The following is a 26,474-nucleotide window of genomic DNA, read 5'->3' as shown; positions in this document are numbered from 1 at the left end:
GCAGCTCAGAAATCGCATGCGCTGCCAGCGGCTCAACCATTGCAGTTCGCTGCCGCATAGGCAGCTCAGAAAAAGAAAAGGAGCGGCGACTGGCTTGTGAGTTGGTTCGCTGCCGCATAGGCAGCTCAGAAATGATCGTTGTCAACTATGGCCTGAACACAGCCGTTCGCTGCCGCATAGGCAGCTCAGAAATTAAGCGGATCAAGAGCCGATGCATTGTGGAAGTTCGCTGCCGCATAGGCAGCTCAGAAATCAGCGCCGCAACGCTCCGCAAGTACCGTGCCGTTCGCTGCCGCATAGGCAGCTCAGAAATGCAGGTCTGCTCCACGAACGATTCACGCAACGTTCGCTGCCGCATAGGCAGCTCAGAAATAGAGCATTTCCAGCGCTGGCTGGAGACACGTGTTCGCTGCCGCATAGGCAGCTCAGAAAGCCCAGAAGCCGTACAGGCGCTGGCCGCGCGTGTTCGCTGCCGCATAGGCAGCTCAGAAAATCGGACCAGCCCAAGGCCCACAGCAGTTTGAGTTCGCTGCCGCATAGGCAGCTCAGAAACACCGAAATCGGGCTCAGGCAGTCCTATCGAGGTTCGCTGCCGCATAGGCAGCTCAGAAAATGACACAACGACGGATCGCTTTGGTGTCGAGGTTCGCTGCCGCATAGGCAGCTCAGAAAACGACGCCGGCAATCATTTCGCCTTGCGACATGTTCGCTGCCGCATAGGCAGCTCAGAAAAGTCGCGCCTGCAGGGCTCGCGCTCGCGTGGCGTTCGCTGCCGCATAGGCAGCTCAGAAACGGATCAGAGCCAGGATTCGGGTTGCTAACGGGTTCGCTGCCGCATAGGCAGCTCAGAAATCGAGGAGCTTGCGATTGCGGAAGAACGTGGCGTTCGCTGCCGCATAGGCAGCTCAGAAACTGATGGCCCATGCGCGCCTAGTCAGATCCGGGTTCGCTGCCGCATAGGCAGCTCAGAAATGGTGGTGCTGCACTGGTTGGGTATGGTGGCTGTTCGCTGCCGCATAGGCAGCTCAGAAAATACCGGCATCGACTATCAGGCCGGCCGCGAAGTTCGCTGCCGCATAGGCAGCTCAGAAATTCCACAGCTGAAAGGCATCCTGTTCAGCAATGTTCGCTGCCGCATAGGCAGCTCAGAAACTCGCCGTTGATCTGCCGGACAGTCAGACGGGGTTCGCTGCCGCATAGGCAGCTCAGAAAGGCAGATCAACGGCGAGGTGAAAGGTCGTCGAGTTCGCTGCCGCATAGGCAGCTCAGAAATGCACATGCAGGGTCATTGACCTTGGGGTCGTGTTCGCTGCCGCATAGGCAGCTCAGAAAAGTGATGCCCATCCATGCTAGGGAGCGTCAGGGTTCGCTGCCGCATAGGCAGCTCAGAAAATCGACGTGCCAAGCGCCTGGACGCAATCCGCGTTCGCTGCCGCATAGGCAGCTCAGAAAAACGGCGCCGCCAGCAAATCCGAACCAGAAATGTTCGCTGCCGCATAGGCAGCTCAGAAACAATGGTTCGGGGGCGTGTTCGTGCAGTGCTGGTTCGCTGCCGCATAGGCAGCTCAGAAATCGCCGAAGAGCAGCCGCCCTGGTGGAAGCGCGTTCGCTGCCGCATAGGCAGCTCAGAAAAATCCTTTGCACCAATGGTTTCGACAGGCTCCGTTCGCTGCCGCATAGGCAGCTCAGAAAATGGCACGCACTCTGTGCTGAGCCCCTGGCATGTTCGCTGCCGCATAGGCAGCTCAGAAAACACTGCTGCCGCCAGAGAATACCGGTGCGCCGTTCGCTGCCGCATAGGCAGCTCAGAAATGGTCGAACTCGAACTGCGTGCGCACATCCGGGTTCGCTGCCGCATAGGCAGCTCAGAAAACACTCCAGCCTTCCCGGGCGGCATGGGCCGGCGTTCGCTGCCGCATAGGCAGCTCAGAAAATAACCATGCCGATGGAGCCGACCGTCACCACGTTCACTGCCGCATAGGCGGGCCATGCTGATTCAGCCTTAAGGCAAGCTGTCAGCTTGTCTGCCCGAAATTCTCCGAACCCGCCTGTACGCCATCGTCGAACACCAGCGTGCGCTCGGGCCAGCGCATGGCGGCGAGCTTGAAGCGGCGCTGGGGGTCTTCGCCGTTCAGGCGCGCGACCCAGCGGCCGCCGACCGAGTAGTCCACGCAGAATACATTGCCGCGCAGGCCATGCCAGGACAGCGGCGTGGTGTGGCCGAACAGGTTTTCCGCCTGCGCGCCGTGGGCCGCCGCGTCGCCGGGCAGCAGGCGGCGCCAGTAGTGGCCGACGATGACGGCGGTGTCGTCGGCGTATTCATCCCACCAGGCCACGCGCTCCACGAAGCGCCATTTGCCGCCTGCGTAGAAGGGGGTGCGGCATTCGCGCTCCACGCCCGTGGTCAGCACCTTGAGCGGGTTGACCATGGCCTTGGCCAGTTCGTTTTCGCTGTGCGCGGCCAGGAAGGGCGGTGGTGCTTTCGGGTCTTCGAGGCTGTGGGGCCAGCGCAGATTTTCTTCCTGCATGCGCTCGGCCACGCGGCTGGCGCGGGCCTGGCGGGCCGCTGCGTCCTCGTACCGGTCGTATGCCTGGCGGGCGCTGCCGGCCGGCAGCTCGCGGGCCATGGCGATCTGGTCGGGCCGCCAGGCCGCATGAACGATGCGCAGGTCCTCGCGTTCCAGCGCGATGGGCAGGCGGCCGAGCTCTGCGAGGATGGCCGGCGCATCGGCCCGCGGCAGGCGCGCGAACGGGCCGTACTTGGGCTTGTCGGATTCGCGGCGGCTGTCGAAGAACCAGCCCGAGCCGTCCTTGGCGTCTTCGCGCAGCAGGTTGATCTCGTGGTTGCCGAGCACGGCCGAGGCCTTGCCCGAGGCCAGCATGGGCACGATGAGGTTCAGCACCGCGGGGCTGTCGGGGCCGCGGTCGCAGAAGTCGCCCACGAAGACCAGGCGGCGGCCGTCGGGATGGCGGCCCTCAGGGTCGTAGCCCAGATGGCCCAGCAGCTGCTCCAGTGCGTCGATTTCGCCGTGGATGTCGCCCACGATATCGAGTGGGCCGGAAGGAAGGGGCTGGACGAGGCTCATGGGCGGACGATGGCGGCGAAGCTCGGTTCACGAACAGGGTGGGACGGATGCCAGAGCGCCAAGCCGGGTGCTGTTGGTTTGGATGGTTACCCAGGCAATGTCTGCCATTATCGGTTTGTTGCGCCGCAACACGCTAGTGGAAAATGTCACGGGACGGACTGGGGGAGCGGACAGCGGCCGCAAAAGCGGCGCAGGCCGCTTTTGCGGCCTGCGGGTGGCTGGGCGCGGCGGCAGTGCTAGCGCTTTTCGTAGCGCACGAAGTCATAGGGCAGGCCGCTGGCCGCCACATGGCTGCTGCGCGAGACTTCGTGCCATTGCGCACCCAGCGTGGGGGCGTAGGCATCACCTTCGTAGTCGCGGCCGATCTCGGTCACTTCCACGCTGTGGGCCAGGGGCAGGGCCTGGGCATAGATCTGGGCGCCGCCCATGACCCAGACGTCCTGCGAGATTTGCTGGCCGTGCTCCAGAGCCTGCTCCAGGCTGTCGGCGCGCAGCACCTGGTCCGAGGGCGGCTCGGGCTGCCAGCCGCTCTGGCGCGTGACCACGATGTTGGTGCGCCCGGGCAGCGGTCGAAAGCGCGCGGGCAGCGAGTCCCAGGTCTTGCGGCCCATGACGACGGCGCAGCCCTGGGTGAGCTGCTTGAAGTGCGCCAGGTCCTCCGGCAGGTGCCAGGGCATGGCGTTGTCCTTGCCGATGACGCCGTTGGCGGCGCGGGCATAAATCAGGTGAATGGCCATTTCTATCGATAGGTGAGCTGCTGGCGCTGGTCCGTGCTGGGTTTCAGATGGATTCCATCGTGAAAACAAGGAACATCATGCGCGGGCAGCTTTTGTTTTCATAGCAACCCTCAGACTGCCACCGGCGCCTTGATGGCCGCATGGTGCTGGTAGCTCTGTACTTCGAAGTCTTCGTATGCGTAGTCGAAGATGGAGTCCGGGCGGCGCTTGATATGCAGCGTGGGGTAGGCGAACGGGTAGCGCGCCAGCTGGGTCTGCACCTGCTCGAAGTGGTTGTTGTAGATGTGGCAGTCGCCGCCGGTCCAGATGAAGTCGCCTACCTCCAGGTCGCACTGCTGGGCCAGCATGTGGGTCAGCAGCGCGTAGCTGGCGATGTTGAACGGCACGCCGAGGAAGATGTCGGCGCTGCGCTGGTAGAGCTGGCAGCTGAGCTTGCCGTCGGCCACGTAGAACTGGAAGAAGGCGTGGCAGGGCATGAGCGCCATCTTGTCCAGGTCGGCCACGTTCCAGGCGCTGACGATGATGCGGCGGGAGTCGGGATTGGTCTTGAGCTGCCTGACCACCTCGGCGATCTGGTCGATGTGGGTGCCGTCGGCCCTGGGCCAGCTGCGCCACTGCACGCCGTAGACGGGCCCCAGGCTGCCGTCCTCGCGCGCCCATTCGTCCCAGATGGTGCAGCCACGCTCCTGCAGCCATTTCACATTGCTGTCGCCGCGCAGGAACCACAGCAGCTCCAGGATGATGGACTTCAGGTGCACCTTCTTGGTGGTGACCAGCGGGAAGCCCTCGGACAGATCGAAGCGCATCTGGTAGCCGAACACGCTGCGCGTGCCGGTGCCCGTGCGGTCGGTCTTGGAGACGCCATGCTCGAACACATGGCGCATGAAGGTTTCGTATTGGCAGCGCACGGGGCGCAGTGGCTGGCGGGTGGAGTCCATGGTGCAGAACTTGGAAATATGGCCGGGCCGTCGGGGCCCCTGGCCGGTGGACCGTGGAAATCGGCAATCTGTCGGGGCCTGCCGGCGCCAGTGCAGGGCACTGCGCCAGCCGGGCCGGAATCGGGCCTAGTGTGCCACGCCGGGCGAGCCCTTGCGGCATGTCGGCGCATGTCCGCATCTGCCGGTGCGCTTCATGCCTGCGTTGCAGCGGAGGCGGCGGTGTAGGACATGCCCGGGGCGCAATTGCCGGTTCAGCCTGAGGAACCCGGGGCGCGCGCCAGGGTCACAATGACCGCAAGTTTGTACCGGATTGATCCGATTCGAGGAGTTGATGCATGCATTTGAAGTCCCTGTCCTGGAAAACCGTGCTGGCTGCCGGCGCCTGCTGCGCGCTGCTGGCGGCCTGCGACAAGCCCGGCGCGCCTGGCGCCGAGGCGGACCGCACGAAGCCTGCGGCGCCCGAGGCCAATTCGGCGGTCCATGGCGTGAGCAATACCGCCGCTGCTTCGGCAGCCCCTGCGGCGCCGGCCGGCGATTCTTCCGTCCAGGAAGTGCGCATTCCGTACCGGGGCGCCGAGGGCGAGGCCCGGCTGGACAGCCTGAGCAGCCAGGTGGGCAAATACCGGCATGAGGGCACGGATTACCTGAAGACCGGCCCGCTGGCGGCCCACCTCAAGCCCCTGCTGGGCGAGCAGTACGAAACGCTGCTCAAGAACATGGACACCGTGGGGCCCTTGAAGCTCGAGGGCAAGCTGCTGAGCCTTGCGGGCAACCGGCCGCACCAGGGCGGCGAGGAGATGGCCGCCATCGTGATCGACCCGGCGCGCAACGGCATACGCGTGTGGCTGCTGACCCAGGGCCGCCACACCGTCTACACCGATGTGGAGGGCCCGGACATCGAGTGGACGCCCGAGATCAAGACCGTCATCGGCAACCAGACCACGGCACCGGCATCCTGAGCGAGCGGCCGGGTTGCAAAAAAGCCCCGCGGGCTTGCCGGCGGGGCTTTTTTACGGGCGCAGCGGCAAAGGCTCAGCCCCTGGCCAGCACCACGCCGGGGTTCATGATGCCCAGCGGGTCCAGCGCATTCTTGATGGCACGCATCATCGAGAGCGCCACGGGCGACTGGTATGTCTCCAGCTTGTCCACCTTGAGCGCGCCCACGCCGTGCTCGGCCGAGAACGAGCCGCCAAATGCGGCCACGGCCTCGTAGACCAGGTGGTTGACGCGCTCTTCCTGCTCGCGCAGGAAGGCCTTGGGGTCGCCATCGGCCGGCGCCTGCACGTTGTAGTGCAGGTTGCCGTCGCCCAGGTGCCCGAAGTTGACCAGGCGCACGCCGGCGATCTCGCGCTGCAGCAGCGCGTCGGTATGCGCCACGAAGGCCGGAATGCGCGAGGCCGCGATCGAGATGTCGTGCTTGATGTTCAGGCCTTCCTCGGCCTGGGCCAGCGGGATGCTTTCGCGGATATGCCACAGCTCATGCGCCTGGGCCAGGCTCTCGGCCACCACGGCATCGAGCACGCAGCCGTCCTCGAAGGCCAGCTCCAGCAGGTGCTCGAAGCGCTCGCGCGCATGGGCTTCGGACTCGCTGTCCGAATTCTCCAGCAGCACGCAGTAGGGGGCATCCTCCTGGTCCGCGAAGGGCACGCGCAGCTGCGGCATGTGCTTGGCGACCAGGCTCAGCGCGAACTGGCCCATGACCTCGAAGCCCGTCAGGCCCGCGCCCAGGTGCTGGTGCGCCATGCCCAGCAGGCGCACGGCGGCTTCCATCGACGGCACGGCGGCCCAGGCCGTGAGCTGGGCCGCGGGCTGGGGAAAGAGCTTCATGGTCGCGGCGGTGATGATGCCCAGCGTGCCTTCGCTGCCGATGAACAGGTCGCGCAGGTCGTAGCCGGTGTTGTCCTTGCGCAGGCCCTTGAGGCCGTCCCACACCTCGCCCTGGGGCGTGACCACTTCCAGGCCCAGGCACAGCTCGCGCGTATTGCCGTAGCGCACCACCTGCGTGCCGCCGGCGTTCGTGCCCAGGTTGCCGCCAATGGTGCAGCTGCCTTCGGCGGCCAGCGACAGCGGGAACAGCAGGCCGTGCTTTTCCGCGGTCTCCTGCAGGCTTTGCAGAATGCAGCCGGCTTCCACGGTGAAGCTCAGGTTGTCCCTGTCGATATGGCGCACGCGGTTCAGCCGCGTGAGGCTGAGCACGATCTGCGTGCCGCTGCCATCCGGCGTGGAGCCGACCGACAGGCCGGTATTGCCGCCCTGGGGCACGAGGGCGACCCTGGCCTCGGCGCAGGCCTTGACCACGGCCGCCACCTGGGCGGTATCGGCGGGACGCACCACGGCCAGGGCCTTGCCCTGCACGCGCTTGCGCCAGTCCTGCTCCCAGGCGGCGAGGTCGCCGTCGGTCAGGACATGGGCGGCACCGACGATCTGGCGCAACTGGTCTAGGAATGCGGTCATGCTTGCAACTCTCTCAATGCTCTTCGGAGCTGGTGGATGGAAAATTCAGTCTTGTGCGGTCTGGGCCGATGTCCGGCGCGCCGCGCGCTGGCGCCAGCGCACATGGGCCGCGCAGGCCGCGAACAGCAGCAGGCACAACGCCACTTCGGCCAGGGCCAGCCAGCGGCTGGGCGCGGCATCGCTCCAGGCGCGCACCACGCCTTCGGTGAAATACAGCCACACCAGCAGGCTGACCCAGCGGTAGGTATACATGCGGCGCTTGAGCAGGCCCGCGAGCGCAAAGGCCAGCGGCAGCGCCTTGAGGAACAGCCAGCTGCCGCCGGGGCGCATGGGCGCCAGCCACAGCTCCCAGGCCACGCACAGCACGATCAGCGCAAACAGGCTGCCCGCGGCCAGCCAGCGCGTTGCGGCGACATCGGCGCCGGGCGTGGCGGGCGCCTGCTGCGGGGAGTCTGCGGGGGCGGCAGGCGGGGGCGGGGAAATGGCGTCGGTCATAGCGATGGCATCATATCGGCCATGGCAGTGACTCTTGTATCTGTAGTTGTTCGTATCGGCCTTGCGGCGCCGCTCGAAAAGGGCGTGCGCAGCGCCGTGCCCGTTGAATGGGCGGCCGAGGTGCGCGCATGAATGGCCCCCACGCTCCCTCACTCCGTGTGGTCGCTGCCCCCAAGAGGGGCGCTTGTCATCCAGGGGCGGCCCGGCGATGAAAAAGTCCAAGAACCCCGGCTTCTGGGCCGCGTTGCAGGGCGAGCCGGAGCGGCGCGCCGAACAGGACCCGCCGGGCGGCCCGGGCCGCGAGCCCAGCCTCGACCCGTCGGCGCTTCCCGCAGTCCCGCCGGCAGCCGAAGGCGCCACGCCGGGCTGGCTGCAGGCCGCCCGCACGGCCGTTGCGGCCCGCCCCGCGCCGGCGGCTGCGGCCGAGCCCGGCGCCTCTGCCCAGCAGGAGCTGCAGCTGGGGGCCGAACAGGCGCCGGCTGCCGGCTCCTTTGCCAGCCCTTCACCCTATGCGGCTGCGGCACCGCAACCGCAGGAGCCGGCACGGCAGGCCCAGCAGGCAACACCGGGACCGGCAGCGGAGCCCCTGCAGGAAAGAATCGGGCGCTTCACGCGCCCCGCCAGGCAGCGCTATGCGCAGATGGTGCCCCGCCTGCTGCCGCGCATTGCGCTGAAGCCGGTGTCCGCCGAGGAGATCAAGGCCTATGTGCACCGCCGCGGCCGGCGCATCCACCAGCGCCTGCGCACCTTTCCGTGGGCCAATACCTGGCATGTGCTGAGCGCGCGTTTCCGCGAGGACCGGTTGGGCGTGACGGCCAGCAGCCTGACCTTCACCACGCTGCTGGCGCTGGTGCCGTTCTTCACGGTGGCGCTGGCCCTGTTCACGGCGTTTCCGATTTTCGGCAAGGTGCAGCAGGTGCTGGAGCGCTGGCTGGTGGACAGCCTGATCCCCGAGACCATCGCGCGCCAGGTGCTGGGCTACCTCACGCAGTTCGCCTCCAAGGCCAGCCGGCTGGGGCTGGTGGGCTTTTCGATCCTGATGGTCACGGCCGTGGCGCTGATACTGACCATAGACCGCACGCTCAACAACATCTGGCGCGTGCGCCAGCTGCGGCCGCTGGGCCAGCGCGTGCTGATCTACTGGGCCGCGATCACGCTGGGGCCGCTGGTGCTGGGGCTGAGCCTGGTGCTGTCGTCGTATGTGATGTCGGCATCCAGGGGATTGGTCAATGCCCTGCCCGAGAGCCTGCGCTTCGTGTTCGACTCCATCGAGTTCATGGTGCTGGCCGCGGGCATGGCCGGCCTGTACCACTACGTGCCCAACACGCCGGTGCGCTGGCGCCATGCCTGGGTGGGCGGCATCTTCGTCTCGGTCTGCATGGAGCTGGCCAAGAAGGTCCTTGGCGTCTACCTGACCTCGGTACCCACGTATTCGGTGATCTACGGCGCCTTTGCCACCTTGCCCATTTTGCTGATCTGGATGTACGTGGCCTGGTGCATCGTGCTGCTCGGCGCGCTGGTCACCGCCTATCTGCCCACGGTGCTGGCCGGTGTGGAGCGGCTCGGCGGCCACCAGGGCTGGCAGTTCGAGCTGGCCGTGGAAATCCTGCAATGCCTGGCCCGGGAGCGCGAGCTGCCGCACAAGGGCCTGTACCTGTGGCAGCTGGCGCGCCGCCTGCGCATGGAGCCCGCGCAGATCCTGCCCGTGCTGGAGGCGCTGGCGCAGCTGGACTGGGTGGGCGCCGTGCAGCCGCCGGGCGCCCAGGCATCGCTGGAGAGCACCGAGCCGCGCTATGTGCTGCTGGTCGATCCGCGCGCCACCTCTGTGGCGCCGCTGGTGCAGGCCCTGCTGCTGGCGCCGTCGGACGCCGTGGCGCCGCTGTGGCAGCGGGCCCAGCTTTCGCAGATGACGCTGGCGGACTTGCTTTGAGCTCCTGGACGCATAGCGGCTTGCGCATGTGGAGCAAGGTTTTCAGGCGGTTTATCGCCTGAAATCGGACCATGGCAAGCGCTGCCCGCTACGAAAATCGATAAGGAATCAGTGCAGAGAGATGCGGCCCAGCAGAATGTCGCGCCACATCATCCAGTCGCCGATGAAGCTGTAGAGCGGGCGCTTGAAGCTGGCCGGCCGGTTCTTCTCGAAAGCGAAATGGCCGACCCAGGCAAAACCGTAGCCGCAGGCCAGGCCGGCGATCAGATACCAGAGGTGGCCGGTCACCACCAAGCCGATCAGGAACAGCAGCGACAGCGAGGTGCCGACGAAATGCAAGCGCCGGCACATGGCATTGCTGTGCTCGCGCAGATAGAAGGGGTAGAACTCGGCAAAGCTCTTGAACTGGCGCGGGTCCACCGGAGTGGCAGCGCCAGGGACTCCAGGGTCGGAGGTGCGGGACATGGCAAATCCTTTGCAAGATGGCGCGGCCTGGAGTGTTTTGGAATTGCCGCCGGCGCATCGCGGGAGCGGGCGTGCCGGCCCGGATGCATGCAGGGCGCGCGGCAAGGGCACGCCCATGGCTTTTATACGCCCTGCAGCTGCCGCCGGCCAGCGGGAAACCGCCAAGACTCAAGACAGGGAAGGGCTGGCGGCCTTGCGCAAAATGGGACGGCGGCGCGGCAAATGCTGCCAGCGTCGCCATGGCGGCAGCCGCAGGCGGCCTGCAGCCTTTAGGCTTGTCCCATGCAGGGCGACGCAGCCAGCCCGCCCGCCTTTCATGCCCGAGGTTCGTCCACCATGAATCCGTCCGCCATCCCTTCTTGTGCCACCAGCGAAGCCCTCGTGCCCACGCCCGCCGGCCGCCTGTATGCCAGGCGCTGGCATGCGGATGGCGCAGGCGGCCGCGCGCCCGTCGTGCTGCTGCATGATTCGCTGGGCAGCGTGGCGCTGTGGCGCGAGTTCCCCGAGCAACTGGCCGCCGCCACGGGGCGCGACGTGATCGCCTATGACCGGCTGGGCTTTGGCTGGTCGGATCCCCACCCCGGCCGGCTGGCCGCCGACTTCGTGGCGCAGGAGGTGCAGGCCGGCTTCACCCCGGTGCACCGGGCGCTGGGGCTCGATGCCTTTGTCGCGCTGGGCCACAGCGTGGGCGGCGGCATGGCCGCCATGGTGGCCGCTGCCTATGGGGCGCAGTGCCAGGCCCTGGTCACCGAATCGGCCCAGACCTTTGTGGAGGACCGCACGCTGCAGGGCATCCGCGCGGCGCGCGACGATTTTGCCCAGCCGGGCCAGCTGCAGCGCCTGGCCCGCTACCACGGCGACAAGGCGGCCTGGGTGCTGTCGGCCTGGGTGGACAGCTGGCTCTCGCCCGAGTTTGCGGGTTACCGCCTGGACCAGGCTCTGGCCCGCGTGCATTGCCCGGTGCTGGCCATCCATGGCGAGCGCGACGAATTCGGCTCGCTGGTGCATCCCGAGAACATCCGGCAGTGGGCGGCGGGGCCGGTGGAGACCGAGATCATCGCCGGCGGCGGCCATGTGCCGCACCGCGAACTGCCCGGGCGCATCACGGAACGCATCGCGCGCTTTCTGGCCGCGCTTTGAGGCCCGGACGGCCTGCGCCGCTCCGGCGCATGGGCCTGCTGGCAGCAATGCCCCGGGCGTTCAGCCGTCCACGGGGTGCAGCGGCGTCTCCAGCGTGAGCTGGTAGAAGGCCACGTCCAGCCAGCGCCCGAACTTGAAGCCGGCCTGGGGAAAAGTGCCCGAATGGGTGAAGCCCAGCCGCTGGTGCAGGTCGATGCTGGCGCCGTTGGAGGCATCGATGCAGGCCACCAGTACATGGACCTGGGCCTGGCGCGCGCGGCGTATCAGCTCCTGCATCAGCAGCTTGCCCAGGCCGCGCCCGCGTTGCGTGTGGTGCACATAGACGCTGTGCTCCACCGTGTACTTGTAGGCCGGAAAGGCGCGGAATGCGCCCCAGCTGGCAAAGCCCAGCAGCGTGCCCGAGGCATCGACGGCGCCCACCACGGGAAAGCCGCCCGCGCGCTTGGTGGCGAACCAGGCCTGCATGGCTTGCGGAGGTCGGGGCACGTAGTCGTACAGCGCCGTCGAGTTGACGATGGCTTCGTTCAGGATGTCGAGGATGGGTGCGGCGTGTTCGGCCTCGTTGCAGTCGATCAGGCGTATTTCGTTGTTCGTCGTGGAAGAAGGCATCCAGAGTTTCCTTGGTTGTTTCAGGCGGTGGCACGCACCCGGGCAAAGTCCACCAGGTCGGCCGGATAGCAAGGCGAGGCGCGCAGCGCCGTATCGTCCCAGCCGTACAGCACGGACAGCGCGGCGACCTCCAGTGCCCAGTAATAGGTGCCCAGCCAGGGCCCGCCTTTTTTCTGCTGCCTGGGCGAGAGTCGGTGGAACTCTTCGTACTGGGCCTTCAGGTAGGGAACCAGCGGGCCGGGCAGGGCGGCATCGAGCTGCTCGAAGAACGGCAGCAGTGCGCCGTAGGGACGCTTGTGGAACAGTGTCTCGTTGACGGCGTGCAGCTCGATGGCGCCGGCGCTCAGATAGTCGAGCAGCCGGTCGGTATCGAAGGCCAGCACTTGCTCCACGATGGCCGGCACCTCGTCCTGGGCATCGAGCAGCGAGGCCAGGGCCAGCAGGATGACGGCACAGGGATAGCCGCTGCCGCGCGTGGCAATCGTGGCAATCGGCGGGGCCACGCCATCGTCCTGCCCGTATTGCGCCATACTGGCGCGGGCATGGCCGGCCACGGCGGCGGCATCCTTCCACAAGGCCACGGTTTCCAGGTAGATGGGGCGCAGCACTGCGCCGTCCAGCCCCAGGTCCAGGCCGTAGATCAGCAGCCGGCAGGCCTGCTGCCCGGCTTCCTGCCACTGGTGGTAATTGTCCAGTGCGGCGTCAGCGCGCATGTCCATGGGCCGTGCATAGCCGGGGCTCGCCGCGAAGCGCCCAAGGGCCGCCAGCGCCTCTTTCCAGTCCGCCCTCTTGTCCGCAAGATCCAGCCTGCGCCGGGGCGTGAGGCCGGTCAGCGCGATGGCGCTCCAGCCGGCACAGGCTCGGGGCAGTCGGCTGCAGGGCAGAAAAGCATCGGTCATGCGCCGAGCATAAGGCCTCAGCGCGCGAGGAAATCGCGAATCGCGAACAGGGTCTCGTCGGGCGATTCCGTCATCTGGTTGTGGCCGTTGGGAATCATCTGCACCTTGACCTGCCTGCCCGCGGCCTGCGCTGCATCGACCAGCCCCCTGGCGGCCCGGGGCGAGGTCATCTGGTCCTGCTCGCCCAGCACGAACAGCACGGGCGCCGTGATCCCGGCCATGGCGGCTTCGCCGCCCGCATAGCGGTCGCAGGCCACGAAGCCGGCATGCAGCAGATTGGTGTCGGCATTGCTGGCCAGCACGCGCCGGCCCAGGGCCATGCCTGCGCCATAGACCCAGCTGCCCGCGCCGCCAGGCGGCGACAGCGTGGCGCGCGAGAAGGTGTTGACCATGGCAATGGCCTTTTCGGGCGTGTTCAGCGCCGAGTCGAGCAGGGCGGGCGAGACCTTCATCGGAAAGGCCGTGCCCACCAGCACCAGGTGGCTGATGCGCTGCCTGAGCCGCGCGGCGGCTTCCATCGCGATCAGGCTGCCCCAGCTGTGGCCGATCAGCGCGGCTTTTTCCAGGCCTGCCGCATCCATCAGCCGGCCGATGAAGGCGGCCGCGTCCTCGACGGACCTGGGCGCCTCGCCGCCGCTTCTGCAATGGCCGGGCAGGTCGATGGCCAGCACGTTCCAGCCGTGATTGGCCATGTAGCGGCTTTGCAGCGCCCAGACGCTGTGGTCGCACAGCACGCCGTGGATGAAGATGGCCGTGGGCTTGGCGGCATCGAAAGACTTGCCGCCGGTATAGGCATAGATCTGGGCGCCATGGACGTCGATGTGCATGCGCGGGTCTCCTAAAGAATGGATGGGGAATGCGTGGATGGCAGCGCCTGGCGTGGCGGATCGGGAATCAGCCGCTTGCCCAGCGATACCGTGTGGTCGTCCGCATAGCCGAGGCGCTGGTAGAAAGCGATGACGGCATCGTTGCCGCTGCGCACCTGGAGGTTGAGCTTGGGGCAACCGCGCTCGACGAGCATGGCTTCGCCGCGCTGCATGAGCGCGCGGGCATGGCCGCGGCGTTCATGGTCGGGATGCACGGCCAGATAGTTCACCCAGCCGCGATGGCCCTCGTAGCCGAACATGGCGCTTGCGATGATGGCGCCTTCCGCGCCGGTGCCGACGAGGAACATCTCGGGCTGCACGGTGCGCTTGCGCTCGATGTCCTTGTAGGGATCGTTCCAGGGGCGCGTAAGTCCGCATGCGCTCCAGAGCCGGACCACGGCTTCCGTGTCGGCGGTTTCGAAACTGCGGATCGTCATCGGCTCGAAGGTCATGGTGCGGGCATCCTGTTTTCGGGCAGCTGGCGCAGCAGCTCGCGGGCAATGCCGCGGATCTCCTCGCTGGCATCGCGCTCTGCCGCCTGCGCGATGCTGGCGCGCCAGGGCGCGCATTCATGTCTCCAGTCCCGCAGCGAAATCATGGCAAGGCGGCGAACGGACAGCTCGGCCTCGTGCGCGATGGCATGGGCCAGCGCAGGCAGCAGCTGTTGCGCCGCGGCGTCGCCGAGCGCACGCTCGCCCACGATGGCGGCGGCGTGCATGCGCACCAGCGCATGGGGCGATTGCAGGCCGCGCACGGCCTCGGCCACGTCGCCCGCGCGCAGCGTGCAGTAGCCCGACCCGGGCGCCAGCTCGCTGGCAAGCGCCTGCAGCATGGACGCCGCCTGGGTGCGATGGGCCAGGGCCGCTTCGAGCGGCGCGTAGTCCAGCGCAATGGGGGCCGTGTCTTCACGGCTGTTCCAGGCACGGTATGGGTGGGCGATGCCGTGGGCAATGCGCTGGACAGGCAAGGCCGCGCGATCGGCGTCCAGCTGTTGCAGCAGCCAGTCGCTGTCGCCGAGTGCGCCCAGGGCGGCTGCGCACCAGTCGCGGCCGCTCTCGTGCTCGCGTTTCCCGGCGGGCTGGAGCACATGCATGCGCAGCGCCGCAATCACCTGCCCATCGGCAACGCCCAGCCGCGCGAGCATGAAGGCCGCCTGCCATTGCTGCATGGGCTTGTCCAGCAGCGGCAGCAGCGCATGGGCCACCCGCAGGCCGCCGATGTGCCAGAGCGCGGTCTGCGCTGCCTCGCGCTGCGACTGCGCGTGCGCGCGGTCCAGGCCCAGCGATGCATCGGGAATGCCCTGCAGGCAGGCGATGTGGTAGCGGATCCGGTCATCCAGCGGCAATGCGGCAATGCGCCGCCGCTCCTCGTCCTGCTGGGCATTGCCGCTGAAGATGCGCGCGAAAACCTCGTCGCCAAGGCATTGGCGCGCGAGGTCCGCTTCTTCACCGTCATCCGGGGTGGAGAGCCAGCAGATGAAGTCCTCGGTGAGCCGGTCTTGCCAGCGGGAGCTTCGGAGCGCCTGGGCGAGCGACCTGCACACGCGCACCAGCACGCCGAGCAGGCGCGCCTCGGTCGCACGCCAGTGCGCCACGGTGCCGGAGGTTGCTTCGGCGTTCAGCGCCACCTCGGCCTGCCGGAGCCTGGCCGAGGTGGCGTCGGAGCCGAGCTCGGGCCAGCGCCAGTCGGCCGGATGGAAGCGCACATGGCCGAGGCTGTCCGGTTCGCCATCCGCGTCGCCGCCGAAGTCCTCGGCATAGGCGGCCTCGGAATTCGCGGCAAGGCAGGGCAGGTAGATGGGCCCGTCTTCCTCGCGGTACAGCCCGCCGAGCGCGAATGCGTAAATGCGTTCGGCGGGATGGGCCGCGAGAAAGCCCTGCGCGTCCTGCCACCAGGCATCGAACAGGGTCTGCTCGAAAGCCTGCCAGTCGAAAGCTGTGGTGCCGGCCATGGGCGAAGTCTGCCTCAAGCCGCTTTCTCGGCGGCCTTGAGCGCGCGCTTCAGATCGTCGATCAGATCGTCGGCATCCTCCAGGCCGATGGACAGGCGGATCGTGCCCTGGCCGATGCCGGCCTGGGCCAGCGCCTCGTCGCTCATGCGGAAGTGCGTGGTGCTGGCCGGGTGGATGACCAGCGAGCGGCAGTCGCCCACGTTGGCCAGGTGGCTGAAGAGCTTGAGCGTCTCGATGAACTTTTTGCCCTGGTTGCGGTTGCCGGCGATGTCGAAGCTGAACACCGAGCCCGCGCCGCGCGGCAGCAACTGCTTTGCCAATGCATGCGAGGGATGCGACTCCAGCATGGGATGGCCCACGCGGCTGACCAGCGGATGGCTGGCCAGGAACTGCACCACCTTCTCGGTGTTGCGCATGTGCTGCTGCATGCGCAGCGGCAAAGTCTCTATGCCTTGCAGGATCAGCCAGGCGGTGTGCGGGCTCATGCAGGCGCCGAAGTCGCGCAGGCCCTCGCGGCGCGCGCGCAGCAAAAAGGCGCCCACCGTGCTTTCCTCGCTGAACACCATGTTGTGGAAGCCATCGTAGGGCGCGGTGAGTTCGGGAAATTTGCCGCTTTTTTCCCAGTCGAAGCTGCCGCCGTCCACCACGATGCCGCCGATCACCGTGCCGTGGCCTGAGAGGAACTTGGTGGCCGAGTGGTAGACCATGTCCGCGCCATGTTCGAAAGGCTTGATCAGCCAGGGCGAGGTGAGGGTGGAGTCCACCAGCAGGGGCACGCCGGCCTCGTGGGCTATTGAAGACACGGTGGGAATGTCCAGCACATCCAGCCCGGGGTTGCCCACGGTCTCGCCGAAGAACAGCCTGGTGTTAGGGCGGATGGCAGCGCGCCAGCCGTCGATGTCGCCGGGCGCAACGAAGGTCGTCTCGATGCCGAAGCGGCGCAGCGTGTAGTGCAGCAGGTTCTGGCTGCCGCCGTACAGCGCCGTGCTGGCCACGATGTGGCTGCCCGCGCCCATCAGCGTGGCGATGGACAGGTGCAGCGCCGCCTGGCCGCTGGCCACGGCGATGGCGCCCACGCCGCCTTCCAGTGCCGACACGCGCTGCTCCAGCACGGCGTTGGTTGGGTTGCTCAGGCGGCTGTAGACGTGGCCGGGCCGCTCCAGGTTGAACAGGCTGGCCGCATGGTCGCTGGACTCGAAGACGAAGGAGGTCGTCAGGTGGATGGGCACGGCCCGCGCCCCGGTGGCCGGGTCGGGCTGGGCGCCGGCGTGCAGGCTCAGGGTGTCAAAGCCGGGATCGGAATAACCGGGCATCGCAAGGTCTCCATGGTTGTCGGTTGCAGCGGGCATTGTGGGCTATATTTGTGCTCGCACTATCACTTCCGCGCCGCGCGGCGGCCGCCATGGCGACAGCCGGGCCTGCGCCGGGCGGGAGACCCCAGAGAAGATTGGAGAACGGCAATGAAAGTAAGTGACATCCTGCGCGTCAAGGGCAACACGCTGTACACGGTGTCGCCCGACGAAAGCCTGGCTGCGGCCGTGCAGGTCATGTCGGACAAGGACATTGGCTCGCTGGTCGTCATGGAGCATGGCGACGTGGTGGGCATGCTGACTTTCCGCGAAGTGATCCAGGGCTTCGTCAAGACCGGCGGCATTGCCAACATGACCGTGCGCTCGGCCATGGACGACGCGCCCATGACCTGCACGCTGGAAACCGACATGGACGAGGTGCGCCGCATGATGCTGGACCGCCATGCGCGCTACATGCCGGTGATGGACAAGCGCATGCTCATGGGCGTGATCAGCCTCTACGACGTGGCCAAGGCCGTGGTGGACAGCCAGAACTTCGAGAACCGCATGCTCAAGGCCTATATCCGCGACTGGCCCGAAGGCGAGCGCCAGGGCGCCGAGTGACGGCACCGGAGCCGGCCCGGCACTGAATCCATGCACCCAGACCCCGCAGCCGCGGGGTCTGTCATTTGGGAGCCAGGGCTGCAGTTTTTTGAATGAAATCGGCCTCAAGCCGTTGAAGGACAAGCGGTGGTAGCTATGGAAAACGATTCCTCCAACCCAGCCTCTCGTGCACCGGCCGCGCTGGCAGCCCTTTGGACGCAGTGCGGGCTGGACGCGCGGGCCCTGGATCGCGCAGCGCTGACGGGCGCGGCGCGCGGTTTTGCCTCCAGCTTTGCCTCAGCCGATGTGGTGCAGGCCAGCGTGGGCGCGGCGGCGCTGGCGGCCACCGAGATCGGCGCGCTGCGCACGCCGGGCCTGCCGGCGCAGACCGTGGGCATCGACGCCCAGCATGCGGCGTTCGAGAGCAGCGGCTTTTTCACGCTCGACGGCCAGGTGCCGCAGCTGTGGGCGCCGATCTCGGGCCTGTATGCCTGCGGTACGGCCGTGGGCGAGCCGGGCTGGGTGCGCATCCATGCGAACTTCGACCACCACCGCGACGGTGCGCTGGCGCTGCTGGGTTTGCCCGCTGGAAGCGAGACGCCGCGTGCGGCCGTGGAGCAGGCGCTGCAGCACTGGCGTGCGCAGGACTTCGAAGCCAGGGCGGCCGGGCAGGGGTTGCCCGTGGCGGCCTCGCGCAGCCATGCGGCCTGGCAGGCCCTGGGGCAGGATGCCGTGGTGGCCGCCCAGCCGCTGGTGGCGCTGCAGCGCATGGGCGATGCGCCGCCGCGCAAGCTGCCGGGGCTGGATGCGCAGCAGCGACCGCTGGCGGGCATCAGGGTGCTGGATCTGACCCGCATCCTGGCCGGCCCGGTGGCAGGGCGCACGCTGGCGGCCTACGGCGCCGATGTCATGCTGGTCAACAGCCCGAGCCTGCCCAATATTGAAGCCATTGCCGACACCAGCCGGGGCAAGCGCTCCGTGCACCTGGACCTGAACGATGGAGAAGGCCGGCAGGCGCTGGAGGCGCTGGCTTCCCAGGCCCATGTCTTCATGCAGGCCTACCGGCCCGGTGCCCTGCAGGCCCGGGGCTTTGGCGCCGAACGGCTGGCGCAGCTGCGCCCGGGCCTGGTGGTGGCCGAGCTGTGCGCCTATGGCTGGCAGGGGCCGTGGGCAGGCCGGCGCGGCTTCGATTCCATCGTGCAGACGGCCAGCGGCATCAATGTGGACGAGGCGCAGGCACGCGAGCCCGGCAATCCCCTCCTGGCCAAGCCGCGTGTGCTGCCCATGCAGGCGCTGGACTATGGCGCGGGCTTTCTGCTGGCCTTTGGCGTGCAGGCGGCGCTGCTCAGGCAGGCCGCCGAGGGCGGCAGCTGGCGCGTGCGCGTCACGCTGGCCGGGGTGGCGCACTGGCTGCGCAGCCTGGGGCGCGTGGCGCAGCCGGACTGGGATGCGGCGCGGCCCGATATCACGCCATACCTGGAAACGCTGGACAGCGGCTTCGGCCGGCTGCAGGCCGTGCGCCACTGTGCGCAGTTCTCGCGCACGCCCGTGGCCTGGGACCATCCGTCCATGCCGCCCGGCAGCCAGCCGCCGCGCTGGTAGCCCGAAGAGCGCAGAGCCGGGCCTGCGGCATGCGCGATGGCTGCGCAGCAGTCTTGTGACGCCCGCGCACGGCCGCGCGGCAAAGGCCGCAGGCATAATCGTCGGTCTATGAGCGGCAATACCTTTGGCACCCTTTTTTGCGTCACGAATTTCGGTGAATCCCACGGCCCGGCCATCGGCTGCGTGATTGACGGCTGCCCCCCGGGCATGGAACTGAGCGAGGCGGACATCCAGCGCGACCTGGACCGCCGCCGCCCCGGCACCAGCAAGTTCGTGACCCAGCGCAACGAGCCCGACGCGGTGGAAATCCTCTCGGGCGTGTACGAGGGCAGGACCACGGGCACGCCGATCGCGCTCTTGATCCGCAACACGGACCAGCGCAGCAAGGATTACTCCAACATCGCCCAGAGCTTTCGCCCCGGCCATGCCGACTATGCCTATTTCCAGAAATACGGCATCCGCGATCCGCGCGGCGGCGGCCGCTCCTCGGCCCGCCTGACGGCGCCCACGGTGGCCGCAGGCGCCGTGGCCAAGAAATGGCTCAAGGAAAAGTTCGGCACCCAGTTTCGCGCCTGCATGACCCAGGTGGGCGAACTCGATATTCCGTTCGAGAGCTGGGAGCATGTGCCCCACAACCCGTTCTTCGCGCCCGTGTCCGATGTGAGCCGCTACGAGGAATACATGGAGCAGCTGCGCAAGTCGGGCGACTCCTGCGGCGCGGCGCTGCGCATCCAGGCCAGCGGCATGCCCGTGGGCCTGGGCCAGCCGCTGTACGACCGCCTGGACGCCGACATTGCCTACGCCATGATGGGCCTGAACGCGGTCAAGGCCGTGGAGATCGGCGCCGGTTTCGACAGCGTGGCCCAGCGCGGCACCACGCATGGCGATTCGCTGAGCCCCGAGGGCTTTCGCAGCAACAACGCGGGCGGCATCGTGGGCGGCATCAGCACGGGCCAGGACCTGGAAGTGCGCATCGCCGTCAAGCCCACCAGCTCCATCATCAAGCCGCGTGAATCCATCGACGTGCATGGCCAGAGCACCGAGGTCATCACCAAGGGCCGCCACGACCCCTGCGTGGGCATCCGCGCCGCGCCCATTGCCGAGGCGCTGCTGGCCCTGGTGGTCATGGACCACGCACTGCGCCATCGTGCCCAGTGCGGCGACGTGGATACGGGCCTGCTGCCGATTCCCGCATCCGCCAGCCGCTGAGCTGCTGCTAGCAAAAACGAAGCTGCCAGCGCATGGCATGCCTTGGTTTAGGTGATGAAACCACCTGAAGCCAAGGTGTTCCGGACGCTGGCAGCTTCTTTTTTTGCATTCCTGTGCACCGCTTCCACGGGTGTGGCCGCGGCCTCCGCAAGATGGTACGCATGAGAACCATCTGTCGTGCAAGAGACCAAACACCATCGGGCTTGCCGGCGCCTGCCGATAAAGTGGCAGGCGGGTGGCGTCCTTCCTGCTCGCCGGGCGGAGCGGGCTGCCGCCCCGTACCGGATGCACGGCCCGGGCCGTACGGCTGTGCGGGACGCCATCCGGCTTCGGGCGCTTCATCGCGCCGCACACCATGCACACAAGGAGGCAAGCAAGCATGCGCACAAGAAAACTCTGGCCGCTGGCGCCGTTGACGCTGGCGGTATTTCTTCTGGCCAGCTGCGGTGGGGACGGGCAAAGCGGCGGTCTCGAGCAGGCGTTGATCGTCGACAACAATCCCAACAGCTGCACGGTACAGGGCAGCGGCGGCGCCTCGGTCGTCGTCGGCTCCGGCCTGGCCGGCGACCCCGCCGCGCCGGAGGCGGCTTCGGGCTACCGGCTGGGGCTGACGGCCAAGAATTCGAGCCGCTACATGGCCGTTGCCAATACGCCGCTGGCCGTCAAGGCCGGCTGCGACATCCTCAAGGCCGGCGGCTCGGCCGTCGATGCCGCGGTGGCCATGCAGGCTGTGCTGGGCCTGGTGGAGCCGCAATCCAGCACCATCGCCGGCAGCGCGTTCATGGTGTATTTCGACGCCAAGACCAGGAAGGTCGTGGCCTATGACGGCCGCGAGACCGCGCCTGCGGCGGCCACCGGCTATTACCTGCTGCGCCAGGACCAGGCGGACCCGAACTCGCCCAAGCCTGTACCGTCCGCCCGCCGCAGCGGCCGCTCCATCGGCGTGCCCGGCGTGCTGCGCATGCTGGAGATGGCGCAGAAGGAACACGGCAAGCTGGCCTGGAGCGGCCTGTTCGACTATGGCATCAAGCTGTCGACCGACGGCTTCAGGATTCCCGGCCGCCTGGGCGATGCGATCAAGAGCAATGCTTCCAGCCTCGCGCTCGATGCCAATGCCATGGCCACTTATTTCCACGCGGATGGAACGCCGCGCGCCACCGGCGAGACCATGACCAATCTGCCCTATGCGAAGACGCTGAAGGCGATCGCGCAGAAGGGCGCCGATGCGCTTTATACGGGCGAGATCGCGCAGGCCATCGTGGCCAAGGTGGCGCAGTCGGTGGGCGACGATGCGGCCAGGACGCCCATCACCCCCGGCCTGATCACCCTGGGCGATCTGGCCGGCTACCAGGCCAAGAAGCGCGATCCGGTCTGCGTGAACTACCGCAGCAGCTACCACGTCTGCACCATGGCGCCGCCTTCTTCGGGTGGCATCGCGATCGCGCAGTCGCTGGGCATCTTGGGCCAGTTCAACCTGGCGCAGTACGGGCCCGCGAACCCGTCCAACGAGGGCGGCATCCCGAGCGTGACGGGTGTGCACCTGGTCTCGGAAGCCGAGCGTCTGGCCTACGCGGACCGCGACAAGTATGTGGCGGATACCGATTTCATCCCGCTGCCTGGAAGCGGCGTCGCCACCATGCTCAACACGGACTATCTCAAGCATCGCGCCAGCCTCATCAACATGGACCAGAGCATGGGCACGGCCACGGCTGGCGACCTCGGTCCGGTGCCGCTGGGCGTGGACAAGACGGTGGAGCATGGCACCACGCATCTGTCGGTGGTCGATGCCTATGGCAATGCGGTGTCGATGACGACGACGGTCGAGTCCAGCATGGGCTCGTTCCACATGGTCGACGGCTTTCTGCTGACCAACCAGCTCACCGACTTCTCCGCCGATCCGGCGGACCCTGCAAGCGGCGTGCCGATCGCCAATCGCCTGGCGCCGGGCAAGCGCCCGCGCAGCACCATGGCGCCGACGCTGGTCTTCAAGGGCAACGAGCCGGGCGAGTTCGTGATGGCCACGGGCTCGCCGGGCGGCGGCAACATCATCCAGTACGTGCTCAAGACCGTGGTGGGTGCGCTGGACTGGGGCCTGGATGCGCAGCAGGCCACGTCGCTCGTGGTTTTCGGCGCCAGCAACAGCCCGACCACGAACGTGGACGGCTCCAACACCACGCTGGACCTCACGGGCCTGATCGACGGCCTCAAGGCCAAGGGGCACAAGGTGTCCAACAGCCCGCAGTCGAGCGGCGTGGCGACCATCATGCGCGTGACCAAGGACGGCAAGCCCATGCTGCAGGGCGGGGCCGATCCGCGGCGCGAAGGCATTGTGCTGGGCGACGGAGCGCTCTGATCGCGATCCAGTGCCAGCCATGCCTGGAAAGCCCGCGCCCGAAGGAGCGCGGGCTTTTTTCATCGCGGGTCCGGGGCCTGCCGTGCGGAGATGAAAAAAGGCACCGATGTCGCCATCGATGCCTTTGGTAACGCGGGCCGCTTCCAGCGCGGCGTCTTCACTTACTTGGGCGCACGCATCTCGTCCATGATGCTCTTGAAGTCGTCTACATCCTCGAAGCTGCGGTACACGCTGGCAAAGCGGATGTAGCCGACCTTGTCCATGCCCTTGAGCTCTTCCATTACCAATTCGCCCAGGCGGCTGGAGTCGATTTCGCGCGTGCCCACGTTGAGCAGCCGGTCCTCGATGCGGTCTATGGCCTTGTCGATGCGCTCGGTGCTGACAGGACGCTTGCGCAGCGCGATCTGGAACGAGCCCAGCAGCTTGGCGCGCTCGTATTCGATGCGCCGGCCGTCCTTCTTGACGATGGTCGGAAAGCTGACTTCGGGCCGCTCATAGGTCGTGAAGCGCTTGTCGCAGCCGCCGCAGCGGCGGCGGCGGCGGATGAAGCCCCCGTCTTCGGACTCGCGCGTCTCCACGACTTGCGTGTCCGGGTGACTGCAGAAAGGGCACTTCATGGCGTAGCGGCGAAAGCCTCGATTACTGGCCGTAGACGGGGAACCTTGCGGTCAGCTCGGCCACCTTGGCGCGCACGGCCGCAATCACTGCCTCGTCGTTGGGGTTGTCCAGCACGTCGGCCACCAGATTGGCCGTGATGCGGGTCTCTTCCTCGCCGAAGCCGCGCGTGGTCATGGCGGGCGTGCCGATGCGGATGCCGCTGGTCACGAAGGGCTTTTCGGGGTCGTTGGGGATGGCGTTCTTGTTGACCGTGATGTGGGCCTGGCCCAGAGCGGCTTCGGCCGCCTTGCCGGTAATGCCCTTGGCGCGCAGGTCCACCAGCATCACGTGGCTTTCGGTACGGCCGGAAACGATGCGCAGGCCGCGCTCGGTCAGCGTGTCGGCGAATACCTTGGCGTTCTTGATGACCTGCTCCTGGTAGGCCTTGAACTCGGGCGTCAGCGCTTCCTTGAAGGCCACGGCCTTGCCGGCGATCACGTGCATCAGCGGGCCGCCCTGCAGGCCGGGGAAGATGGCGCTGTTGATGGCCTTCTCGTGCTCTGCCTTCATCAGGATCACGCCGCCGCGCGGGCCGCGCAGGCTCTTGTGCGTGGTGGTCGTGACCACGTCGGCGTGGGGCACGGGGTTGGGGTACACGCCGGCGGCGATCAGGCCGGCATAGTGGGCCATGTCCACCCAGAAGATGGCGCCGACTTCCTTGGCGATCTTGGCGAAGCGCTCGAAATCGATGCGCAGCGCATAGGCCGAGGCGCCGGCCACGATGATGCGGGGCTTGTGCTCGCGGGCCAGGGCTTCGAGCTTGTCGTAATCGATGGCTTCCTCGGCGTTCAGGCCGTAGGAGACGGCATTGAACCACTTGCCCGACATGTTCAGCGCCATGCCGTGGGTCAGGTGGCCGCCTTCGGCCAGGCTCATGCCCAGGATGGTGTCGCCGGGTTTGGCAAAGGCCATCAGCACGGCCTGGTTGGCCTGCGAGCCGGAGTTGGGTTGCACGTTGGCGGCCTCGGCGCCGAAGATCTGCTTGACGCGGTCGATGGCCAGCTGCTCGACCACATCGACGTTCTCGCAGCCGCCGTAGTAGCGCTTGCCGGGATAGCCTTCGGCGTACTTGTTGGTCAGCTGGGAGCCCTGGGCCTCCATGACGGCGGGAGAGCAGTAGTTCTCGCTGGCGATCAGCTCGATGTGTTCCTGCTGGCGCAGGTCTTCGGCCTGGATGGCGGCAAACAGCTCGGGGTCGACTTTGGCGACGGTATTGGTGCGTTGAAACATGGCAGTCCTGTGAACTTGAAATTCCCTTGAGGCCAAGGGCTGCCCAGGCGAACGGCTGAAACGCTTGCAGGTCCCAATCGCGCAGGCCCTGGGCGGTACGCTCCCCGGTGGTTACAGATGAAAGCCCATCCGTCGGTTTCCACGTCAGCGGCAGCCCCAGAGGAAGCTGCGCCTATCGCCAGTTGCGTACATCCGCTAGTGTAGCTGAGCTGGCACGGGCCGGCTGCCTGCGGGCTGTTCGCCCGGGCGCGGACCTGCCGCCAAAATAAAAAAGCTGGCTTGAGCCAGCTCGTTTCGCCTGGGACTGCCTGCGGCAGGAATGTCAGATCTTGGGTTCGGCCAGCGCCACCTGTTCCGCGTGGGTGATGGTGGCGCCGATCTTGGCTTTCTGCCCGGCCTGCGCCAGTGCCAGCGTGGCGGCCGGGGCGATGGCACCGGCCACGGGCTTGGCGTTCAGGTCGGCAGCCGGCGGGGGAACGGAGTCGTCCTTGGTGGCCACGGCAGCAGGCCTGGCTTTCTGGACCGGTGTCGCGACCTTGGCGGTCATCACCGATTCGGCGCGCAGGCCGGCAGCCAGGCGCAGGCGCTGGTGCTCGGCCAGCACCTTGGCGGCATAGCCGCCATCGCTTTCGAGGTTGGCTGCGCCCACGTAGTAGCGCAGACCGCCTTCGATGGAGCCGGCACGCGCAATGCATTCCTTGAGCACCTTGACGCCGACCTTGAGGTTGGTCACCGGGTCGAAAGCCGCATGCTGGCCACCGAAGCTTTCGTACTTGTCGGTGTGCACCGAGGTCATGACCTGCATCAGGCCCTGGGCGCCGACGGTGCTCTGGGCAAACGGGTTGAAGCTCGATTCGATGGCCATGATGGCCAGGATCAGCGTGGGGTCGAGCTTGTTGGCCTTGCCTTGCTCGTAGGCGGCGCTGACCAGGGCGGCGATGGGCTCGGGCGCGACGCGGTATTTCTTGCTGAGCCAGTAGGCCACGGCGGCCTGTTCCTTGGGCAGGGCCTTGGGGTTGGCTGCGGTGGCGCGGTCGCTGGCAACGACCGGCTGAGCCAGCGAATTGGCGGCCGGCGCCGGCGCAGCGGCCAGGGCCTGGGGGTGGCGCTGGTCCAGCCACTGGCGCAGCTGGGCCTCGCCGGCCTGGCGCAGGTCGGGGCGGGAGATCAGAGTAAGGGCCGCAATGGCCACGGCCAGGCCCAGCAGGGCGAAGCCGTTGTGAGTGAGAGCAAGAAAACCGTTGGCCACCTGATGGCCCAACGTGCGCGCGGAGGCGACAAATTTTCCTGACGCTGGCATAGCTTGTCCTTTCTAGCGGCGGTGTCAGCCCAGGGCAGGCGCAGCGGGTGCGCGATGCAAGGCCGAAGACTCACCCTTGATGAGGTACGCTGCGGATCCGCAAAAAAAGCCCGCAGAGGGCGTTTGCAGATCTGCTCAGTCGTGAGGCAGCGGAAACAAAAAACGCTCTATTCGAGCGCTGGCGGATTCTAGGGGGGGGCTAAATATTAGGTCAACACTAACAACCTTGGTTTTTATACTTTAAATTTATAATAAAACTGTATATGAATACAGTTGTTTGAATTTCCAAGGCCGCAAATCGCTCTGTTCAAGCGGTGTGGATGCTCACATTGCCGGGTTTGTCATCAAAACGCAAAAAAATGAAAAAAACCTGGCTGGGCGGGATCTGCAGGGATATAGTGAATCCACCTGCACATCGCAGGTGACTGCCAAAGGAAAGGGAAAGGCAAACCCAGCCAGGGAACTCTACCCGGCCATTTGCTCTACAACTTCGCTGCGGCACCCCAGGGAGCAATCTCTTGCTTCCAGCAGCAAGGACCACACCCTCCTTGACTGCGAAAAACGGCACAGTCTGGTACTTGCCGTAAAGCCCGGAAGCCGGTTTCTCCGCTTCCGGGCTTTGTCGTTTGGAGGCATCTGCTTTGCTTTCTCGGGCTTCTGT

Annotated in this window: 22 protein-coding genes, 1 CRISPR repeat array and 1 riboswitch (1 of these 24 cut by a window edge); of the genes, 7 read left to right on the top strand and 15 right to left on the bottom strand. The window is 66.9% G+C overall.

The annotated features are described in order from the left end of the window. A CRISPR array of direct repeats spans positions 1-1,933; the repeat unit is 28 nt; unit sequence GTTCGCTGCCGCATAGGCAGCTCAGAAA; it reaches 919 nt to the left of the window's first position. Between the two features lie 82 nt (positions 1,934-2,015). The 3 genes from Cte04_RS02930 to Cte04_RS02920 all read right to left on the bottom strand — a co-directional run bounded on the left by Cte04_RS02930 (position 2,016) and on the right by Cte04_RS02920 (position 4,761). After that, the gene (locus Cte04_RS02930; protein WP_066471413.1) at positions 2,016-3,086 is read right to left on the bottom strand and encodes a metallophosphoesterase; all 1,071 of its coding nucleotides are present in this window, start codon (positions 3,084-3,086) and stop codon (positions 2,016-2,018) included. 236 nt (positions 3,087-3,322) lie between these two features. Next, positions 3,323-3,823 (bottom strand): dihydrofolate reductase, encoded by a 501-nt coding sequence (locus Cte04_RS02925; RefSeq protein WP_066471411.1) that lies wholly within the window; start codon positions 3,821-3,823, stop codon positions 3,323-3,325. A gap of 110 nt (positions 3,824-3,933) precedes the next feature. Further along, on the bottom strand, positions 3,934-4,761 hold the full coding sequence (locus Cte04_RS02920; protein ID WP_066471408.1) for a thymidylate synthase: 828 nt from the start codon (positions 4,759-4,761) through the stop codon (positions 3,934-3,936). A gap of 335 nt (positions 4,762-5,096) precedes the next feature. Here Cte04_RS02920 and Cte04_RS02915 point away from each other — a divergent pair, with 335 nt between their 5' ends. Next, a complete protein-coding gene (locus Cte04_RS02915; protein ID WP_066471405.1) occupies positions 5,097-5,720 on the top strand; it encodes an Ivy family c-type lysozyme inhibitor in 624 nt (207 codons plus the stop codon). Positions 5,721-5,793: 73 nt separating this feature from the next. Here the strand turns inward: Cte04_RS02915 and Cte04_RS02910 are convergent, their stop codons facing one another. Both Cte04_RS02910 and Cte04_RS02905 read right to left on the bottom strand, forming a co-directional pair. Continuing rightward, entirely contained in the window at positions 5,794-7,215 is a 1,422-nt protein-coding gene (locus Cte04_RS02910; protein ID WP_066471400.1) for an FAD-binding oxidoreductase, read from the bottom strand. Positions 7,216-7,260: 45 nt separating this feature from the next. Then, on the bottom strand, positions 7,261-7,710 hold the full coding sequence (locus tag Cte04_RS02905) for a DUF2069 domain-containing protein (protein ID WP_083526463.1): 450 nt from the start codon (positions 7,708-7,710) through the stop codon (positions 7,261-7,263). A gap of 664 nt (positions 7,711-8,374) precedes the next feature. Here Cte04_RS02905 and Cte04_RS02900 point away from each other — a divergent pair. Further along, complete coding sequence (locus Cte04_RS02900) at positions 8,375-9,640, top strand: YihY family inner membrane protein (protein WP_245633280.1); 1,266 nt, start codon at positions 8,375-8,377, stop codon at positions 9,638-9,640. A gap of 108 nt (positions 9,641-9,748) precedes the next feature. Here Cte04_RS02900 and Cte04_RS02895 read toward each other — a convergent pair whose 3' ends face one another. Then, positions 9,749-10,105 carry an Mpo1-like protein gene (locus Cte04_RS02895; RefSeq protein WP_066471395.1) on the bottom strand — a complete coding sequence of 119 codons (357 nt, stop codon included), beginning with the start codon at positions 10,103-10,105 and terminating at the stop codon, positions 9,749-9,751. Positions 10,106-10,441: 336 nt separating this feature from the next. On the opposite strand from Cte04_RS02895, the gene Cte04_RS02890 reads away from it, so the two are divergent. Next, positions 10,442-11,245, top strand: a complete 804-nt coding sequence (locus Cte04_RS02890; RefSeq protein ID WP_066471392.1) for an alpha/beta fold hydrolase — start codon at positions 10,442-10,444, stop codon at positions 11,243-11,245. A gap of 60 nt (positions 11,246-11,305) precedes the next feature. Here the strand turns inward: Cte04_RS02890 and Cte04_RS02885 are convergent, their stop codons facing one another. From Cte04_RS02885 to Cte04_RS02860, 6 genes are read right to left on the bottom strand one after another with little or no spacing between them, the layout of a single operon-like run. Further along, positions 11,306-11,854, bottom strand: a complete 549-nt coding sequence (locus tag Cte04_RS02885; RefSeq protein WP_066471390.1) for a GNAT family N-acetyltransferase — start codon at positions 11,852-11,854, stop codon at positions 11,306-11,308. A gap of 20 nt (positions 11,855-11,874) precedes the next feature. Then, the gene (locus tag Cte04_RS02880; protein ID WP_066471387.1) at positions 11,875-12,753 is read right to left on the bottom strand and encodes a PoNe immunity protein domain-containing protein; all 879 of its coding nucleotides are present in this window, start codon (positions 12,751-12,753) and stop codon (positions 11,875-11,877) included. 17 nt (positions 12,754-12,770) lie between these two features. After that, positions 12,771-13,580 (bottom strand): alpha/beta fold hydrolase, encoded by an 810-nt coding sequence (locus tag Cte04_RS02875; RefSeq protein WP_066471385.1) that lies wholly within the window; start codon positions 13,578-13,580, stop codon positions 12,771-12,773. An 11-nt stretch (positions 13,581-13,591) separates the two neighbouring features. Beyond that, positions 13,592-14,071, bottom strand: coding sequence for a GNAT family acetyltransferase (locus Cte04_RS02870; RefSeq protein WP_245633263.1), 480 nt, complete (start codon positions 14,069-14,071; stop codon positions 13,592-13,594). Next, positions 14,068-15,570 carry a DUF4303 domain-containing protein gene (locus Cte04_RS02865; RefSeq protein WP_066471377.1) on the bottom strand — a complete coding sequence of 501 codons (1,503 nt, stop codon included), beginning with the start codon at positions 15,568-15,570 and terminating at the stop codon, positions 14,068-14,070. Before Cte04_RS02865 ends, Cte04_RS02870 begins: the two co-directional genes overlap by 4 nt. Positions 15,571-15,584: 14 nt before the next feature. Next, entirely contained in the window at positions 15,585-16,883 is a 1,299-nt protein-coding gene (locus Cte04_RS02860; RefSeq protein WP_066471373.1) for an O-acetylhomoserine aminocarboxypropyltransferase, read from the bottom strand. Between the two features lie 147 nt (positions 16,884-17,030). Here Cte04_RS02860 and Cte04_RS02855 point away from each other — a divergent pair, with 147 nt between their 5' ends. The 4 genes from Cte04_RS02855 to Cte04_RS02840 all read left to right on the top strand — a co-directional run bounded on the left by Cte04_RS02855 (position 17,031) and on the right by Cte04_RS02840 (position 22,626). Continuing rightward, positions 17,031-17,483: a CBS domain-containing protein gene (locus Cte04_RS02855; protein WP_066471370.1), complete on the top strand. Its 453-nt coding sequence runs from the start codon at positions 17,031-17,033 to the stop codon at positions 17,481-17,483. 135 nt (positions 17,484-17,618) lie between these two features. Next, positions 17,619-19,064 (top strand): CoA transferase, encoded by a 1,446-nt coding sequence (locus Cte04_RS02850; RefSeq protein WP_066471367.1) that lies wholly within the window; start codon positions 17,619-17,621, stop codon positions 19,062-19,064. 108 nt (positions 19,065-19,172) lie between these two features. Beyond that, positions 19,173-20,273 carry a chorismate synthase gene (gene aroC / locus Cte04_RS02845; protein WP_066471364.1) on the top strand — a complete coding sequence of 367 codons (1,101 nt, stop codon included), beginning with the start codon at positions 19,173-19,175 and terminating at the stop codon, positions 20,271-20,273. A gap of 379 nt (positions 20,274-20,652) precedes the next feature. Next, positions 20,653-22,626, top strand: a complete 1,974-nt coding sequence (locus tag Cte04_RS02840; protein WP_066471361.1) for a gamma-glutamyltransferase family protein — start codon at positions 20,653-20,655, stop codon at positions 22,624-22,626. 161 nt (positions 22,627-22,787) lie between these two features. Here Cte04_RS02840 and nrdR read toward each other — a convergent pair whose 3' ends face one another. From nrdR to Cte04_RS02825, 3 genes are all read right to left on the bottom strand, one after another. Continuing rightward, complete coding sequence (gene nrdR, locus Cte04_RS02835; RefSeq protein ID WP_066471358.1) at positions 22,788-23,243, bottom strand: transcriptional regulator NrdR; 456 nt, start codon at positions 23,241-23,243, stop codon at positions 22,788-22,790. 22 nt (positions 23,244-23,265) lie between these two features. Continuing rightward, positions 23,266-24,513, bottom strand: a complete 1,248-nt coding sequence (gene glyA / locus Cte04_RS02830; RefSeq protein ID WP_066471353.1) for a serine hydroxymethyltransferase — start codon at positions 24,511-24,513, stop codon at positions 23,266-23,268. A 34-nt stretch (positions 24,514-24,547) separates the two neighbouring features. After that, positions 24,548-24,709, bottom strand: a riboswitch (ZMP/ZTP riboswitch). Positions 24,710-24,835: 126 nt separating this feature from the next. Beyond that, positions 24,836-25,813: a lytic transglycosylase domain-containing protein gene (locus tag Cte04_RS02825; protein ID WP_083526462.1), complete on the bottom strand. Its 978-nt coding sequence runs from the start codon at positions 25,811-25,813 to the stop codon at positions 24,836-24,838. Positions 25,814-26,474: the final 661 nt, after the last annotated feature.

Source organism: Comamonas terrae (assembly GCF_001544075.1).
Lineage (GTDB): Bacteria > Pseudomonadota > Gammaproteobacteria > Burkholderiales > Burkholderiaceae_C > Comamonas > Comamonas terrae.
Note: the sequence above shows the minus strand (reverse complement) of the source record. Positions and strands in the feature narration are given on the sequence as shown.